The sequence below is a fragment of the Collimonas fungivorans genome (assembly GCF_028292705.1).
GTDB classification, from domain to species: Bacteria; Pseudomonadota; Gammaproteobacteria; order Burkholderiales; family Burkholderiaceae_D; genus Collimonas; species Collimonas fungivorans_B.
In genome coordinates this window covers 1-17,729 of sequence record NZ_JAQGLV010000055.1, presented here as the reverse complement: position 1 = coordinate 17,729, position 17,729 = coordinate 1, and the positions used below count along the sequence as shown (strand labels likewise).

Sequence of the window (17,729 nt, the reverse complement as noted above, 5' to 3'; positions counted from 1 at the left end):
GACGAGCGGCGCAAGCATGTTTCGTTCAAGGACAAGTCCAAGGTCTTCAACACCGCACGTGTCGAAGCGCTGGAACTGGACAACCTGATCGAAACCGCCAAGGCTACCATTACTTCGGCGGCAGCCCGCAAGGAATCGCGCGGCGCGCATGCGCATCGCGATTATGAAAAGCGTGATGACGAAAACTGGATGAAGCATACCTTGTGGTATTCCGAAGGTAATCGTCTCGACTACAAGCCAGTGATCACCAAACCGCTGACAGTTGATACGTTCAAGCCAAAGCCACGCACATTCTGATTTGCCGCGGCAGGGCGGTGCTTCATAGCCCTGCCGCGCAATTAATAAAAAGGTATAGCCATGTCATCACGTACTTTGAAATTCAAAATCTACCGTTACGATCCCGATAAGGATGCCAAGCCTTACATGCAGGACCTGACGGTGGAACTGCTGCCGACCGACAAGATGCTGCTGGATGCTCTGCAGCGCATCAAGGCGGACGTCGACGATTCGCTGGCGCTGCGCCGCTCCTGCCGCGAAGGCGTGTGCGGTTCCGACGCCATGAACATCAACGGCAAGAACGGCCTGGCCTGCACCACCAACCTCAACGAGCTGACCGAGCCTATCGTCCTCAAGCCGCTGCCAGGCCTGCCGGTGATCCGCGACCTGATCGTCGACATGACGCAGTTCTTCAAGCAGTACGAGTCGATCAAGCCGTTCCTGATCAACGACAACATCCCGCCGGAAAAAGAGCGCCTGCAAACGCCGGAACAGCGCGAAGAGCTCGATGGCCTGTACGAGTGCATCCTGTGCGCATGCTGTTCGACTTCCTGCCCGTCGTTCTGGTGGAATCCGGACAAGTTCGTCGGCCCGGCCGGCCTGCTGCAAGCCTACCGCTTCATCGCCGATAGCCGCGACGAAGCCACCGGCGCGCGCCTGGACAACCTGGAAGATCCGTATCGCCTGTTCCGCTGCCGTTCGATCATGAACTGCGTCGATGTCTGTCCGAAGGGCCTGAACCCTAATGCAGCGATCGGCAAGATCAAAGAACTGATGGTTCGCCGCGCGGTATAAAAGAGAGTAAGCAGGGCGGTGAGACTTCCGAGTTTTCCCGCCCTGGTCGTTGCAGCAGTTATAGAACTGTTCGTCGAAAGCGCCGAATGGCGATATCAAATAGAATAAGTGGGTTCCATGTCTATCATCCATCAAGCCGATCCTGCCAACCGAGCCCGCCTGCGCTGGCGTGCGCGCCGCGGCCTGCTTGAAAACGACCTGATACTCACCCGTTTCCTGGATGCAAATGAAGCCAGCATGACGGACGACGATGTCGACGCCTTTTCGCGTTTGATGGAACTGTCCGACAATGAACTAATGGATTTGCTGCTGGTCCGTAAAGAACCGGACGGCTTGCTGGATTTGCCGCAAGTGCATGCCCTGTTAGCCAGAATACGCACTGCTTAAGACTATATCTTCGCTGGCGGCGACGGCTGCGGAAGAGGTCGACCAACTTGCAGGCGCGTCTTTTGTTTTTTTGATTTAGAGTCACCTTTTGATTGAGGGAAGAGCCATGACCACCGCTGATACAAAAGCCACGCTATCGTTTTCCGATGGCAGCCCATCCGTAGAATTTCCTATTTACAAGGGTACCGTCGGCCCTGAAGTGATCGACATCCGCAAGCTGTACGGCGCTACCGGCAAATTCACTTACGACCCGGGTTTCATGTCGACCGCGGCTTGCAATTCGTCGATCACCTACATCGACGGCGACAAGGGCGAGCTGCTGTATCGCGGCTACCCGATCGAGCAGCTGGCGGTCAATTGCGACTTCCTGGAAACCTGCTACCTGCTGCTGAACGGCGAACTGCCGACAGCCAAGCAAAAAGAAACCTTCGACGCTACCGTGACCCAGCACACCATGGTGCACGAGCAGATGCAATTCTTCTTCCGCGGTTTCCGCCGCGACGCGCATCCGATGGCCGTGCTGGTTGGTACTGTCGGCGCCTTGTCGTCGTTCTACCATGACTCGCTGGACATCACCGACCCGCGCCATCGCGAAGTGTCGGCTATCCGCCTGATCGCCAAGCTGCCGACCCTGGTCGCCATGGCGTACAAGTACAACGTCGGCCAGCCATTCGTCTACCCGCGCAACGAACTGTCGTACAGCGCCAACTTCATGCACATGATGTTCTCGACGCCGTGCGAAGAGTACAAGGTCAACGACGTGCTGGTGCGCGCGCTGGACCGTATCCTGACCCTGCATGCCGACCACGAGCAGAACGCGTCGACTTCGACCGTGCGCCTGGCCGGTTCCAGCGGTGCCAATCCGTTCGCCTGTATCGCTGCCGGCATCGCCTGCCTGTGGGGTCCTGCCCACGGCGGCGCCAACGAAGCGGCGCTCAACATGCTCAAGGAAATCGGTTCGGTCGACAAGATCCCTGAGTTCATCGCCAAGGTGAAAGACAAGAACTCCGGCGTCAAGCTGATGGGCTTCGGTCACCGCGTCTACAAGAATTTCGACCCGCGCGCCAAGCTGATGCGTGAAACCTGCTACGAAGTGCTGAACGAACTGGGCCTGCATGACGACCCGTTGTTCAAGCTGGCGATGGCCCTGGAAAAAGTCGCGCTGGAAGACGAATACTTCGTTTCCCGCAAGCTGTATCCGAACGTCGACTTCTACTCCGGCATCGTGCAATCGGCGCTGGGCATCCCGACCTCGCTGTTCACCGGTATCTTCGCCATGGCGCGCACCGTAGGCTGGATCGCGCAGTGGAATGAAATGATTTCCGATCCGGAACAGAAAATCGGCCGTCCGCGCCAACTGTTCGTCGGTTCGCAGACCCGCGACGTGCCACCGATGGAAAAGCGCGGCTGAGCCGAGCGTGAGTAAGCAAGTTAATAAGCAATAGCAACACAAAAACAGCGAATCCGAGGATTCGCTGTTTGCATTTATGCAGGTTATGCTATGCTCTTGTTCTGTGCTGTGTTATGCGGCCAGAAGCAGTAAAAAAACGGTAGCAAAAACATGTGGTGAACGTGTTTTGAAGGGCAGGCAGCACCCGAATTTAGAAAAAAGCAGTTGTAGCAAAGAACACATAGCAATAGAGCCCTTCCCCACAACTTGATGTGCAATCCGCTAACCGGTCAGGCCGTGTCGCGGAAGGTTATGTTAACCCGCTAATCTCGCGAAACGCGAAGAAAGGTGAGCAAGATGATGCAACAATACCGCTCTAATTCTTATCTCTTCGGAGGTAATGCACCGTACATTGAAGAGCTGTACGAGTCTTACCTCGACAATCCTGGTTCAGTTGCCGACAACTGGCGTGCTTATTTCGACGCCATGCAGCACGTACCCGCCGTCGACGGCTCCGACAAGCCTGACGTAGGCCACGCTTCCGTCATCGCCTCGTTCGCCGAGCGCGCCAAACACGGTCCTATCCGCACCATCTCTGCTTCAGCCGATGCTGAAATGGGTCGCAAACGCGTTGCTGCAACGCAATTGATTGCTGCCTACCGTTACCTCGGTTCACGCTGGGCCAACCTGGACCCGCTGCAACGCCAGGAACGCGCCGTACTGCCTGAACTGGAACCAAGCTTCTACGGTTTCACCGATGCCGACATGGACATCGTGTTCAACATCAGCAACACCTACTTCGGTACCGAAACCGCTACGCTGCGCGACCTGCTCAATTCGCTGCGCGATACGTATTGCCGTTCCATCGGCACCGAATACATGTACATCAGCGATCCGACCGAAAAGCGCTGGATGCAAGAGCGCCTGGAGTCGACCCGTTCGGCGCCGGTGTTCACCGCCGAGAAGAAAAAGCACATCCTCGACCGCCTGACCGCGGCCGAAGGCCTGGAACGCTACCTGCATACCCGTTATGTCGGCCAGAAGCGTTTCTCGCTGGAAGGCGGCGAAAGCTTCATCGTGTCGCTGGATGAAACCATCCAGCGCGCCGGTGAAAAGGGCATCCAGGAAATCGTGATCGGCATGGCCCACCGCGGCCGCCTGAACGTACTGGTCAACACCCTGGGCAAGATGCCGCAGGAACTGTTCGCCGAATTCGAAGGCAAGCACGCCGACGACCTGCCGGCCGGCGACGTCAAGTACCACCAAGGTTTCTCGTCCGACATCACCAGCCCAGGCGGCCCGGTGCATCTGTCGCTGGCGTTCAACCCGTCGCACCTGGAAATCGTCAACCCGGTGGTCGAAGGTTCGGTCAAGGCCCGTATGGAACGCCGCGGCGATGCCGACGGTTCGCAAGTGCTGCCGATCCTGGTGCACGGCGACGCTGCATTCGCCGGCCAGGGCGTGGTGATGGAAACCCTGAACCTGGCGCAGACCCGCGGCTACGGTACAGGTGGCACGGTGCACATCGTGATCAACAACCAGATCGGCTTCACCACTTCCGATCCGCGCGATTCGCGTTCCACCCTGTATTGCTCGGACGTGGTCAAGATGATCGAAGCGCCGGTGCTGCACGTCAACGGCGACGATCCTGAAGCGGTGGTGTATGCGACCCAGATCGCGCTCGACTACCGCATCGAGTTCAAGAAAGATATCGTGGTCGATATCATCTGCTTCCGCAAACTGGGCCACAACGAGCAAGATACGCCGGCGCTGACCCAGCCGCTGATGTACAAGAAGATCGGCCAGCACCCAGGCACCCGCCGGCTGTACGCCGACAAGCTGGTGGCGCAAGGCACGATCGGCGCTGACGATGGCGACGCCATGGTCAAGGCCTTCCGCGATGCGATGGACGCCGGCAAGCACACCATCGATCCGGTCATCACCAACTTCAAGAGCAAATACGCGGTCGACTGGCTGCCGTTCCTGAACCGCAAGTGGACCGACGCCGCCGACACCTCGGTGCCGGTGACCGAACTGAAGCGCCTGGCCGCACGCATCACTACCGTGCCGGAAAACTTCAAGGTCCACGCGCTGGTTGAAAAAGTACTGAACGACCGCGCCGCCATGGGCCGCGGCGAGCTCAACCTCGACTGGGGCATGGGCGAGCACCTGGCCTACGCTTCGCTGGTATCGTCGGGTTATGCGATCCGCCTGACCGGCCAGGACGCCGGCCGCGGCACTTTTGTCCATCGCCACGCAGTGCTGCATGACCAGAACCGCGAGCGTTGGGATGCCGGCAGCTATATTCCGCTGCAAAACGTCTCCGACCAGCAAGCGCCGTTCAAGGTGATCGACTCGGTCTTGTCGGAAGAAGCGGTGCTCGGTTTCGAATACGGTTATTCCACCGCAGAGCCAAACACGCTGACCATCTGGGAAGCCCAGTTCGGCGACTTCGCCAACGGCGCGCAAGTCGTGATCGACCAGTTCATCAGCTCCGGCGAAGTGAAGTGGGGCCGTGCTTCGGGCCTGGTCATGATGCTGCCGCACGGTTACGAAGGCCAAGGCCCGGAACACTCGTCGGCACGCCTGGAACGTTATCTGCAGCTGTGCGCGGACAACAACATGCAAGTGGTGCAGCCGACCACCGCAGCGCAGATTTTCCATCTGCTGCGCCGCCAGATGATCCGCCTGTTCCGCAAGCCGCTGGTGATCATGACGCCGAAGTCGCTGTTGCGTAACAAGGATGCCGGTTCGCCGTTGTCCGACTTCACCAAGGGCAGCTTCCAGACTGTGATCGGCGAAGTCGACGACAAGATCGATCCTAAAAAGGTCAAGCGCGTCATCGCCTGCTCCGGCAAGGTGTATTACGACCTGGTCAACGCTCGCAAGGAACGCGGCCAGACTGATGTCGCAATTATCCGCCTGGAACAACTGTATCCATTCCCGCACAAGGCGTTTGCTGCCGAGTTGAAGCAGTTCCCTAACTTCAACGAGCTGGTATGGACCCAGGACGAGCCGCAGAACCAGGGCGCATGGCTGCAGATCCAGCACAACATTTTTGAAAACCTGGACGAAGGCCAGAAGCTTGCCTATGCAGGCCGTCCAGCCAGCGCATCGCCAGCGGTCGGTTACTACGACAAGCACTATGCGCAGCAAAAAGCGTTGTTGGATACGGCATTTTCCAAGCTCAAGGGCTTTGTTCTTACAAAATAATTGATGACTGGGCACGCCATGCCTGGCGTGCCCGACGCACACCCCAATATCGGAGAATTAAATGGCTCTTCTAGAAGTAAAAGTTATGCAGCTGTCGGAATCGGTCGCTGAAGCGACTCTGTTGACATGGCATAAAAAAATCGGTGACTCTGTCAAGCGCGACGAAAACCTGGTCGATGTCGAGACTGACAAGGTTGTAATGGAACTGCCGGCGCCAGCCGACGGCGTGATCGTCCAGCTGATCAAGGGCGACGGCAGCACCGTGGTGGCGGATGAAGTCATCGCCGTGATCGACACCGACGCCTCGGCCAAGGTCAGCCCGATGGAAGTGGCAGCCGTGCCGGTGCCGCAAAGCGGCAATGCGCCGACGCCAGTCGCCGCACCTGAACTGCAATCGAAATCGGCCGCCGGCATCGCCATGCCTGCCGCAGCAAAACTGCTGGCCGAAAACAACCTGTCGGCGGCGCAAGTCGACGGCAGTGGCAAGGACGGCCGTGTCACCAAGGGCGACGCCCTGGGCGCCATCGCCAACAAGCCGGCCGCGCCAGCGCCGGTGGCGGCAGCTCCAGCCAAGCCGGCTCTGCAGCAAGTCGCAGCGCCAACCAAGGCCAACCTGGACGACCGTCCGGAAGAGCGCGTGCCGATGAGCCGCCTGCGCGCACGTATCGCCGAGCGCCTGGTGCAATCGCAATCGACCAACGCCATCTTGACGACATTCAATGAAGTCAACATGCAGCCGGTGATGGACCTGCGCACCAAGTACAAGGACAAGTTCGAAAAGGAACACGGCGTCAAGCTGGGTTTCATGTCGTTCTTCGTCAAGGCTGCGGTTGCGGCGCTGAAGAAATACCCGATCGTCAATGCTTCGGTGGACGGCAACGACATCGTCTACCACGGCTATTTCGACATCGGCATCGCAGTCGGTTCGCCGCGCGGCCTGGTAGTGCCGGTATTGCGCGACGCCGACCAGATGTCGATCGCCGACATCGAAAAGAAAATCGGCGAATTCGGCGCCAAGGCCAAAGACGGCAAGCTGACGCTGGACGACCTGACCGGCGGCACTTTCTCGATCTCGAACGGCGGCACTTTCGGTTCCATGCTGTCGACGCCGATCATCAACCCGCCGCAATCGGCAATCCTGGGCGTGCATGCGACCAAGGACCGCGCGGTGGTTGAAAACGGCCAGATCGTGATCCGTCCGATGAACTACCTGGCAATGTCTTATGATCACCGTATCATCGATGGTCGTGAAGCCGTGCTGGCCCTGGTAGCGATGAAAGAAGCGCTGGAAGATCCGGCCCGTCTGTTGCTGGACCTGTAAGTCTTAAACCTCGCCAGGCGAGAGCGCCCTGACTCTGTTGTTTCCTAGGGAAAAAATGGAGCAGGGCGCGTCGTTTAGGCGGCTAAGTAAATGATGAGCGCCTTGTGACTGTGATTTGCCCGAGATATGGGCCGGTTGTCCGAGTTGGCAGCAGGTTGGCAATAAGTTGGCAATGAGTTGGCAAGGCAATAATTCGAAGGATGGAAATGAGCAAACAATTTGATGTCGTCGTGATCGGTGGCGGTCCCGGCGGTTATATTGCAGCAATTCGCGCCGCGCAACTGGGTTTCAATACCGCCTGTATCGATGAATGGAAAAATGCCAAGAACGGCCCTGCGCCGGGCGGCACCTGCACCAACGTCGGCTGCATTCCATCCAAGGCATTGCTGCAATCGTCCGAACACTACGAACACGCCGGCCATGCGTTCGCCGACCATGGCATCGAAGTCAAGGGCCTGGGACTGAACCTGGGGCAGATGCTGGCGCGCAAGGATAGCGTCGTCAAGCAGAACAACGAAGGCATCCTGTACCTGTTCAAGAAGAACAAGGTCACCTTTTTCCATGGCCGCGGTTCCTTCGTCAAGGGCGATGCCAGCGCGTACGAAATCAAGGTTGCCGGCGCTGCCGAAGAAACCATCACCGCCAAGCACATCATCCTGGCTACCGGCTCCAATCCGCGCGCCTTGCCAGGCACCCCGTTTGACGAAAAGCTGATCCTGTCGAATACCGGCGCACTGGCAATTGATGCGGTTCCGGCTAAACTGGGTGTAATCGGCGCCGGTGTCATCGGCCTCGAAATGGGCAGCGTCTGGCGCCGCCTCGGCTCGGATGTCAGCGTCCTCGAAGCGTTGCCGACTTTCCTCGGCGCAGTGGACGAGCAGATCGCCAAGGAAGCCAGCAAGCTGTTCACCAAGCAAGGCTTGAAAGTCAGCCTGGGCGTCAAGATCGGCGCCATTACGGCCGGCAAGAATGATGTCACTGTCGAATATGTCGACGCCACCGGCGCGGCGCAAAAAGCGGTGTACGACAAGCTGATCGTGTCGATCGGCCGTATCCCTAACACCATCGGCCTGAACGCCGAAGGCGTCGGCCTGCAGCTGGATGAGCGCGGTTTCATCGCCGTCGACGGCGACTGCAAGACCAATTTGCCGAACGTCTGGGCGGTGGGCGACGTGGTGCGCGGCCCGATGCTGGCGCACAAGGCTGAGGAAGAAGGCGTGGCGGTTGCCGAACGTATTGCCGGCCAGCACGGTCACGTGAATTTCAATACAATCCCATGGGTGATCTACACTTCTCCGGAAATCGCCTGGGTCGGCAAGACAGAACAACAGCTGAAGGCAGATGGAGTAGCATACAAGGCAGGCACCTTCCCGTTCCTGGCGAACGGACGGGCGCGTGCCTTGGGCGATACCTCAGGCATGGTGAAGTTCCTGGCGGATGCCAAGACCGACGAAATCCTGGGTGTTCACATTGTTGGACCAATGGCGTCAGAACTGATTTCAGAAGCCGTGGTGGCGATGGAATTCCGCGCATCTGCGGAAGACATCGCCCGTATCTGCCACGCGCACCCGTCCTTGTCGGAAGCGACCAAGGAAGCGGCGCTGGCAGTCGACAAACGGTCCCTGAATTTCTAAGGGAGAAGCATATGCGTTATCTGATACTGTCGTTAGGCGTTGCATTGTCCGGCTGCGCGACTACAGCGTCGGATAATGGCCGTGTGCAGATCGAGGCGACATCCGACAGCCAGCAGCTTTCCGGCGCGCGCTGCGTGGTGAAAACCGACAGCAGCCGCTGGAATGTGGTTACACCCGGCAATGTCCTGATTGTTGAGGCCGACGGCGACCTGCATGTGGTTTGCAACAAGGCCGGCTATCGCACCTCGGAAGTGGTGTACCGCGCTCCTCCGGGGCTCAATTCTCCAAGCATCGGCATCGGCGCCACCGGCGGCAGCGGCGGCATCGGCGCGATCGGCCTTGGCTTGGGGGCGAACCTGCCGCTCAGTTTCGGCGGCAAGGAGAAGGCCTATCCTAGCCGAGTGCAAGTCGAGATGGGGCGGTCATAAGCCCTTGCGATGCAGCCTGGCTTGATGTGGGTGAGCGAAAGCTCGCCCATTTTTATTTTCAGCGGCTTAATCAAAAAACATGGTTGGTTTTTTGCCAAGCCGTGAAGCCGGCAAGCCGGTTCTGGCTTTTCATCAAGAATTGAATACACAATGAACGTCTCAGAGTTTTACGAACAGGCGCTGACGCAACGGGGCTTCCAGGCGGATGACGCCCAGCGGCGCGCGGTTGACCGCCTGCAGCAGGCTTACGACGAATGGGTCGAGTACAAGGCGCAGCGTTCCAACTCCTTCAAGCGCCTGATCCTGCGGCCTGATGTGCCGCGCGGCGTGTACATGTGGGGCGGGGTGGGGCGCGGCAAGTCGTTCCTGATGGACAGCTTTTATTCGGTGGTGCCGGTGGTGCGCAAGACGCGCCTGCATTTCCACGAATTCATGCGCGCGGTGCACCGCCAGCTGGATGAGCTCAAGGGCGTCGCCGATCCGCTCGATGAAGTGGCGAAGCGGGTTGCCAGGAAATACCGGCTGATCTGTTTTGACGAATTCCATGTGTCCGACATCGCCGACGCCATGATTCTCTACAACCTGCTGAAGGCCTTGTTCGACAACGGTGTATCGTTCGTGATGACCTCGAATTACGAGCCGAGCACGCTGTACCCGGACGGCTTGCACCGCGACCGCATGCTGCCCACCATCAAGCTGTTGCAAGACAACCTGGACGTGATGAATATCGATGCCGGCATCGATTACCGCAAGCGCGCCCTAGAGCAGGTCGAGAGTTATCATTCGCCGCTCAATGCCGACACCGACCGCGCCTTGCGCCACGCCTTTGCCGGCGTTGCCGAGACTGCCGACGAAGATCCGATAGTCGATATCGAAGCGCGTAAAATAAAGGCTTTGCGCCGCGCCGGCGGGGTGATCTGGTTCGATTTCAACACCTTGTGCGGCGGTCCGCGTTCGCAAAACGACTATCTCGAAATTGCCAGCCGCTTCCATACGGTGATATTGTCCGGTATCCCGCAGATGTCGGCGGCGATGTCGTCCGAGGCGCGCCGGTTTACCTGGCTGATCGATGTGTTCTATGATCACAAGATCAAGCTGATCATGTCGGCCGCGGTAGCGCCGGACCAGCTGTACACGCAGGGCATGCTGGCCAACGAGTTCCACCGCACCGTGTCGCGTATCATGGAGATGCAGTCGCGCGAGTATATGGATAGCGAGCGGCGTTCCGAGGCCGACTCTATTGTATAAGTTGGGTAAATAAGTTGTGTAAGTAAGGCTGCTGTTTGAAAATAACGTATAGAAATGGATAGGTTTACGTGGAATTTGCCTCTTTGATCCTGGCCCCTTTGTCACCATCGCCGGCACGTCGCCGGCGCCCGCTCTTGCTGGGCACGGCTGCGCTGCTGCTGGCGCTGTCCGCCGGCGTGCAAGCCGCGGACGCCGCGCTGAAGCCGGTAGACCAGCCGGCCGCCGAGCTGAGCGCGCGCTACCCGCTGGAAACCCTGACTTCGGTGGAAACCGCGAACAAGGCGCTGACCGATGTCGCCGACGCCAAGGCGGAAGTCGAAGCGCGCGACCTCGAACAGCGGCGCGCCTGCTACCAGAAATTCTTCGTCAACCATTGCCTGGACATCGCCAAGGAACAGCGGCGCCAGGCCATGAAGACCATCCGTCCGGTAGACATCACCGCTAACGCTTTCCTGCGCAAGGACCGCGCCGACGAGCGCGACAAGGCGCTGGAAGTGCACGATGCCGCGCAGCCGGCGGAAGCGGCGCAGAAAGCCCAGGACCAGCAGGCAAAAGAACTGAGCAACGCCGAAAAGGTCAAGCAGGGTACAGCAAAAGAGAAGGAAGTCGCCGCCAATACCCGCAAGCATATGGGCGAGGCCGACAAGCGGGTGGCCGACCATAATGCCAAATTGCAAAAAGCGCAGCAGGATGAGGCGGCCAAAGCTTCGGAGCGGGCAGCGAATGTAGCCGCTTTCGAGAGAAAAGCCAAGGAATCGGCGGCGCGCCAGAAGGAAGTCGCAGACAACAAGGCAGCCAAGGCCAAGGATCTGGCCGCCAAGAAGGCCGCCGCTGCGCCGGCAGCGCCAGCAGCAGCGACGCCACCGCCGCCGGCTTCCGCACCGTAAAGCGGTCAGCCGCGAGGCTTACACCGCGCGGCGCATCTTCTTGACGGTGTAGTTCTGCGCTTCCTTGGGCAGCGCCACCAGCTTGACGATCGCAAAAGTGCAATTGTCGGCAGCGTGGCCTTCGGCCCGCTTGCGGGTCTTGGTGATCAGCATTTCGGCGGCATCGCGCGGCTTGTTCATGGCGATGGCGGCGCCCAGCTCATCTTCCGTGAAGTAATGCCACAGCCCGTCCGAGCACAGCAGGAAAGCATCGCCGGCCTTGAGGCCGGTATGACGGCTGATGCTGACCTGGGGCGTGTCGGTGCTGGAGCCCAGCGCGTTCAGCAGGATATTGGAGAGGTTATGCGATTTCGCCTCGCTGCGCGACAGCTTGCCTTCGCTCACCAGTTTCTCGACATAAGAATGGTCGATGGTGTGCTCGGCGAAATTGGGGCCGTCGAAGCGGTACAGGCGCGAATCGCCGACATGGCCCCAGGTGGCCGTGCCGTCCGGCGACAGCACCAGGATCACCATGGTGGTGTGCGGATCCTTGTCGTTGGAAAAGCCGCTCAGCTTGATGACGGTGTGGGTCTCCAGCGCGATGTTATGCAGCATGGCCTCGACATTGTCGATCAGGGGCGAGAAACCTTCGAATATCTGCTTGGCGGTGCAGATCACCTGCTCGGCAGCCAGTGCGCCGCCGCTGCGGCCGCCCATGCCGTCGGCAAGTACTGCCATCATGTAGCCCGGTGCTTTGGGGGCGGTGAATAATGCGGCCCGGTCCTGTTGTTCCTGGCGGTCGCCGATGTGTTGGCCGGTGCCGGCTTCGATCTTGTATTGGCTCATTCGTCTGGGTAGATTAAACTGCATCCTGTTCTAGGTAATTCTGGATCCGGCGTCAAATCGCCACTCATTCACAGTAATACAGTATGAAGTTGATGGGAAATATTATACGCAGGAATGATTTTCAACGTGTTTCCGTATGTTAACATTTTCCAACGCAAGAATATGACCATGATCGATCGAGAAGAAATCCTGCGCCGCATTATAGAACTTGAAGTCGAACATCGCGACCTGGATGCCGCCATTCATACCATGACGAATCAGGTCCTGCACGAAGAATTGCAATTGCGCCGCCTGAAAAAGCGCAAATTGCAGCTGAAAGACCAGATCACGCTGTTAAGAATGCAATTAATTCCCGACATCCCTGCCTGATAGCCCACCCCAAGGCTGGTAGGATAGCTATCCAGCCTCTGCTTTAAGTAAGTTACCTTGACCGAAGATACATCCCCCCTTGCTGCCGAAGGCGCTGTCGCTGCCGTTGTTCCCGTTGCAGCGGCTGCAGTCGCCGTTGCGCCCGCCGGCGCGCACGACGCCGACATCGATCGCCTGTTTGCCAGCACCGGCCCGCTTGGACAGGCGGTCGGCGGCTTTCGTCCGCGCCAGGCGCAGACCGAAATGGCGAAAGCCATCGCCGACGCCATCGCCCAGCAGCGCACATTGATCGCGGAAGCCGGCACCGGCACCGGCAAGACTTTTGCCTACCTGGTGCCGGCCCTGCTGTGGGGCGGCAAGGTGATCGTCTCGACCGGCACCAAGAACCTGCAGGACCAGCTGTTCTTGCGCGATATCCCGACCGTGCGCAAGGCGCTCAGCGCGCCGGTCTCGGTGGCGCTGCTGAAGGGGCGCGCCAACTACGTCTGCCATTTCCACCTGGAGCGCACGCTGCAGAACGGCCGCATGACTTCGCGCGAGGATGTCGGCTACCTGCGCGAAATCTCCCGTTTCATGAAAACCACCTCGTCGGGCGATAAGGCGGAGCTGTCCAAGGTGCCGGAAACCGCGCCGATCTGGAACCTGGTGACCTCGACCCGCGATACCTGCATGGGCGCCGAGTGCCAGTACTACCAGGACTGCTTCGTGATGAAGGCGCGCAAGGAAGCACAGCAGGCCGACGTGGTGGTGGTCAACCACCACCTGTTCTTTGCCGACGTCGCCTTGAAGGATACCGGCGTCGCCGAGCTGCTGCCGTCGGCCAACACCATCATCTTCGATGAAGCGCACCAGCTGCCCGAGGTCGCCACTTTATTTTTTGGCAATACCGTCTCCACCTCGCAGATCCTGGAGCTGTGCCGCGATGTGCTGGCGGAAGGCTTGTCGCACGCGCGCGACGGCGCCGACTGGGGGCAGGTGGTGCTGCCGGTGGAAAAGGCTGCGCGCGACCTGCGCCTGGCTTTCCCGCAGGACGTAGTGCGGCTGGCGGTCAACCAGATCGCGGCGTCGAGCATATTTTTCCCGGCGCTGGAAACCATGCGCGCGCAGCTGCACGGCATGATCGCGGTCCTGGAAAAGCAGGCGGAGCGGGCCGAAACTATCGAGCAGTGCCGCACCCGCGCGGTCGAACTGGGCTACAAGCTGGACGGCTGGAATAGCGCGCCTGGGGCGGCCGGCAAGGCGCCGAAGAAAGCCAAGGCTGCCGCGGTAGCCGACGCAGAGGACGACGAAGGCAGCGTGCTGTGGGTGGAAGCCTTTTCTTCCTCCTTGCAGTTGCACCAGACGCCGCTGTCGATTGCGCCGATTTTCAACAAGCAGCGTGAAGGCGTGGCGCGTTCCTGGATCTTCACCTCGGCCACGCTGGCGGTGAAGAACGACTTCCAGCACTACGCCTCGCAAATGGGCTTGTGGGACGAGCCGGCCCAGTCCTGGCCCAGTCCCTTCGACTATGGCGAGCAAGGCCTGCTGTACGTGCCGCAGAACCTGCCGCAGCCGAATTCGCCGGACTATACCGACGCCGTCATCGACGCCGCGCTGCCGGTGATCGAAGCCTCGGGCGGGCGCGCATTCCTGCTGTGCACGACCATCCGCGCAGTGAACCGCGCGGCCGAGCGGCTGCGCGCCGAATTCGAAGCGCGCCACCTGGATTTCCCCCTGATGGTGCAGGGCGAAGCCGGCCGCACCGAGCTGCTGGACCGTTTCCGCGCCGCCGGCAACGCCGTGCTGGTCGGCAGCCAGAGCTTCTGGGAAGGCGTCGACGTGCGCGGTGAAGCGCTGTCGCTGGTGATCATCGACAAGCTGCCGTTTTCGCCGCCCGACGACCCGGTGCTGGCGGCGCGCATCGAGGCGCTGGAATCCAAGGGCATGAACGGTTTCATGCATCATCAGTTGCCGGCGGCTATCATCAACCTGAAGCAGGGCGCCGGCCGCCTGATCCGCGACGAAACCGACCGCGGCGTCCTGATGATCTGCGATCCGCGCCTGATTTCCAAGGGCTACGGGCGCCGCATATGGCAGAGCTTGCCGCCGTTCAAGCGCACCCGGGAACTGAGCGCGGTGCAGGCATTCTGGAGCGGCGCGACGGTCGACAGCTAAGCGTCTGCACCTTGTCCGCGCTTGTGAGAGGATGTGGTCTCCGGTGCGGCGATTTTGGTCTGGCGCGATCACTTGCGATCGGCTAAGCTGCCCCTGACTGCTTGTCATCAGCATGTAATAATCCGGCTCTATTGTCGCAGTTCGTATTCTCAACCGGCCCGGCCGGTTTTTCTCGAACGCTCGTTTGGATAAAGGTAAGCAATGTTTGCAGCAGTGGATTTGGGGTCCAATAGTTTCCGTTTGCATATAGGCAAATACAATGGTGATGCGATCCGCGTCATCAAGAGTGCGCGCGACCCGATCCGACTGGCTGCCGGCCTTGACGCCAAAGGCTACCTGACAGAGCAGGCGATGCAGGTCGCGCTGGACTCGCTGTCGCGCTTCCGCAGCATCCTGGCCGACTACCAGCTGGAGGCAGTGCGGGTAGTAGCCACCAACACCTTGCGCGTGGCCAAGAACGCAGCGGAATTCCTGCCTATCGCCGAACAGGTCATCGGCTATCCGATCGAAATCATCTCGGGCGAAGAAGAAGGCCGGCTGATCTACATGGGCGTCGCCAGCATGCTGCGCCTGCCGAACGAAAAGCGGCTGGTGCTGGACATCGGCGGTGGCTCCACCGAACTGATCCTGGGACGCGGCCAGCAGATCGAACGGGTGGAATCGTTCGGCATCGGCACCGTCAACCAGAGCCTGGCGTTTTTCGCCGACGGCCAGATCACAGCCGAGGCTTACGATGCCGCAGTGCTGTCCGCCCGCAGCCATTTCGAAGACGCGGCGCCGCCGTACCGGCCGCAAAACTGGAGCCATGCCTACGGTTCTTCCGGCACCATCCGCGCGATTGCCGAGACCATCGAGAAAAACGGCCTGGGCGACCATCGCCTGTCGTATACCAGCCTGGAAGCACTGCGCACACGTTTCGTCGAATTCGGCCATGTCAGCCGCATCGACCTGCTGGGCATGAAGCCGGAGCGCGCTGCGGTGATGGTCGGCGGCCTGGCGGTGCTGATCGGCCTGATGCAGGAACTCGGCATCGAAGTGATCCAGCCGATCGAAGCCGGCCTGCGCATGGGTGTCATGTGGGACCTGCAGCTGCGCGGCACGCGCCTGGACCGGCGCGACCAGTCGGTGCACGATTTCTCCCAGCGTTTCCATGTGGACCAGCTGCGCGCCAGCCGGGTGGCCGAAACCGCGACCTCGCTGTTCGAAATGCTCAAGCCCAGCAGCGACGGCCTCAGCCAGTACCTGCACTGGAGCGCCTTGCTGCATGAAGTGGGGCTGGTGGTGTCGCAGAGCGGTTATCACAAGCATGCGGCTTACCTGATCGAGAACGCCGACCTGTCGGGTTTCACCACCCGCGAACAGCGCGCCATGAGCATGCTGATCCTGGGCCAGAAGGGCAACCTGCGCAAGATCAGCGATGCGCTGCTGGATCCGGATTTTTCCAAGGCGGTGCTGGCCCTGCGCCTGGCGGTCATGTTCCTGCACTCGCGCATAGAGATAGACCTCGACGAATTGCGCCTGAAGATGAAGAGCAAGATCGAACTCGACATCAAGCGCGACTGGATTGAAGACCATCCCACCGCGACCTACTGGATGACCAAGGAGCAGGACTGGTGGCGCGAGATCGGCGTCGATTTCGCCATCCGCCGGACCTGATTGCCCGCTTTACGGGCCGGCTGTATAAAAGCCGGTCCATTTCCTGATTTTCTCCCCAGCCCTGCCTCTATCTTTCCCATGCCGGCGACGCCATTGCAAATTGTGTTGTGTCGCAGCATGGATTGCCTGTCAGTTCCTCTGTCCCGATGAAAAATGCATGGTGCACCGCAATGCGCTAGGCATTTTTTCGCATAAATATAAGCGTTAGCGACAAAAAAGTATTGGTTTACCCGCGTATTTGTAGTGGCGGCGGTATCTCCCAGCACTTATATTGACTCAAACTAAAAGCAAGGCTAGCGCCGGTCCAGGCCCAGCATGACGGTCATTTTTCGTGCCCCGGACGGTTTGCCAAGCAAGGAGACGAGGCTATGCAACATCCTGATCTGGAGTTGGTCGATGTGCGCCAGGACGAGTCGTTTACCGTCTGGTCGCATGGCTATCCGTACCGCACGGTGCGCTGGCATTTCCATCCCGAGTATGAAATACAGCTGATCACGGCCACCAGCGGCAAGTATTTCGTTGGCGATTTCATCGGCAGCTTCGAACCCGGCAACCTGGTTTTGCTTGGCCCGAACCTGCCGCACAACTGGGTCAGCGAGCTGGCGGAGCAGGAAACGGTGGCCGAGCGCGGCCTGATCATCCAGTTTTCGGCTGAATTCATCGGCAACGGCATGCGCGCCTTCCCGGAATTGAAATCCTTGCAAAACCTGTTGTCTGAGGCGCAGGGCGGCCAGCTGTTTTCCACCGCGACGGCGCAGCTGGTTGCGCCTGTTTTCCGGGAGCTGCTGAACGCACGGGGATTCCGCAGGATACAGCTGTTCCTGTCGCTGCTGGACCTGCTGGTCAACGACAGCGAGCGGCGGCCGCTGGCCAGCCCAGGCTACATGCCGGATGCCCTGGCTTATATGTCGTCGACGTTCAACCACGTGCTGGCCTATATCGGCGAAAACCTGGCTACCGACCTGCATGAAGCGACCCTCGCCGAACTGTGCAAACAGAGCGTCAGCACGTTTTCCCGTTCGTTCCGCAAGCATACCGGCATGTCGTTCGTGCAGTACGTCAACCGGCTGCGCATCAACGTTGCCTGCGAACTGCTGATGGATGGCGACGCCAGCGTCACCGACATCTGTTTCCAGGTCGGCTTCA

At 59.7% G+C, this 17,729-nt stretch carries 14 protein-coding genes and 1 pseudogene; 14 read left to right on the top strand and 1 reads right to left on the bottom strand.

What is annotated here, in order from left to right:
* The 10 genes and pseudogenes from JWQ61_RS02830 to JWQ61_RS02785 all read left to right on the top strand — a co-directional run.
* Positions 1–297, top strand: a pseudogene (locus tag JWQ61_RS02830) (succinate dehydrogenase/fumarate reductase flavoprotein subunit); the annotation flags it as partial.
* Positions 298–357: 60 nt separating this feature from the next.
* Positions 358–1,071 carry a succinate dehydrogenase iron-sulfur subunit gene (locus JWQ61_RS02825; protein WP_014005735.1) on the top strand — a complete coding sequence of 238 codons (714 nt, stop codon included), beginning with the start codon at positions 358–360 and terminating at the stop codon, positions 1,069–1,071.
* A 117-nt stretch (positions 1,072–1,188) separates the two neighbouring features.
* Entirely contained in the window at positions 1,189–1,458 is a 270-nt protein-coding gene (locus JWQ61_RS02820) for a succinate dehydrogenase assembly factor 2 (RefSeq protein ID WP_061539807.1), read from the top strand.
* Between the two features lie 106 nt (positions 1,459–1,564).
* Positions 1,565–2,869 carry a citrate synthase gene (gene gltA, locus JWQ61_RS02815; RefSeq protein ID WP_304359174.1) on the top strand — a complete coding sequence of 435 codons (1,305 nt, stop codon included), beginning with the start codon at positions 1,565–1,567 and terminating at the stop codon, positions 2,867–2,869.
* A 336-nt stretch (positions 2,870–3,205) separates the two neighbouring features.
* A complete protein-coding gene (locus JWQ61_RS02810) occupies positions 3,206–6,061 on the top strand; it encodes a 2-oxoglutarate dehydrogenase E1 component (protein WP_304359173.1) in 2,856 nt (951 codons plus the stop codon).
* A gap of 61 nt (positions 6,062–6,122) precedes the next feature.
* Entirely contained in the window at positions 6,123–7,382 is a 1,260-nt protein-coding gene (gene odhB / locus JWQ61_RS02805; RefSeq protein ID WP_304359172.1) for a 2-oxoglutarate dehydrogenase complex dihydrolipoyllysine-residue succinyltransferase, read from the top strand.
* A 206-nt stretch (positions 7,383–7,588) separates the two neighbouring features.
* A complete protein-coding gene (gene lpdA, locus JWQ61_RS02800; protein WP_304359171.1) occupies positions 7,589–9,016 on the top strand; it encodes a dihydrolipoyl dehydrogenase in 1,428 nt (475 codons plus the stop codon).
* Positions 9,017–9,027: 11 nt separating this feature from the next.
* Entirely contained in the window at positions 9,028–9,444 is a 417-nt protein-coding gene (locus JWQ61_RS02795; RefSeq protein ID WP_304359170.1) for a hypothetical protein, read from the top strand.
* A gap of 150 nt (positions 9,445–9,594) precedes the next feature.
* Complete coding sequence (gene zapE, locus JWQ61_RS02790; protein ID WP_304359169.1) at positions 9,595–10,692, top strand: cell division protein ZapE; 1,098 nt, start codon at positions 9,595–9,597, stop codon at positions 10,690–10,692.
* A gap of 68 nt (positions 10,693–10,760) precedes the next feature.
* Positions 10,761–11,579 (top strand): hypothetical protein, encoded by an 819-nt coding sequence (locus tag JWQ61_RS02785; RefSeq protein WP_304359168.1) that lies wholly within the window; start codon positions 10,761–10,763, stop codon positions 11,577–11,579.
* An 18-nt stretch (positions 11,580–11,597) separates the two neighbouring features.
* Here JWQ61_RS02785 and JWQ61_RS02780 read toward each other — a convergent pair whose 3' ends face one another.
* Positions 11,598–12,404, bottom strand: a complete 807-nt coding sequence (locus JWQ61_RS02780; protein WP_304359167.1) for a PP2C family serine/threonine-protein phosphatase — start codon at positions 12,402–12,404, stop codon at positions 11,598–11,600.
* Positions 12,405–12,566: 162 nt separating this feature from the next.
* Between JWQ61_RS02780 and JWQ61_RS02775 the strand changes: the two genes are divergently transcribed.
* The 4 genes from JWQ61_RS02775 to JWQ61_RS02760 all read left to right on the top strand — a co-directional run.
* Entirely contained in the window at positions 12,567–12,773 is a 207-nt protein-coding gene (locus tag JWQ61_RS02775; RefSeq protein ID WP_170850937.1) for a YdcH family protein, read from the top strand.
* A 165-nt stretch (positions 12,774–12,938) separates the two neighbouring features.
* Positions 12,939–14,927, top strand: coding sequence for an ATP-dependent DNA helicase (locus JWQ61_RS02770; RefSeq protein WP_304359175.1), 1,989 nt, complete (start codon positions 12,939–12,941; stop codon positions 14,925–14,927).
* Between the two features lie 201 nt (positions 14,928–15,128).
* Entirely contained in the window at positions 15,129–16,583 is a 1,455-nt protein-coding gene (locus tag JWQ61_RS02765; RefSeq protein WP_120236182.1) for a Ppx/GppA phosphatase family protein, read from the top strand.
* A gap of 368 nt (positions 16,584–16,951) precedes the next feature.
* Positions 16,952–17,729: AraC family transcriptional regulator (locus JWQ61_RS02760; RefSeq protein WP_304359166.1), on the top strand; the 778-nt coding region annotated here is incomplete at its 3' end.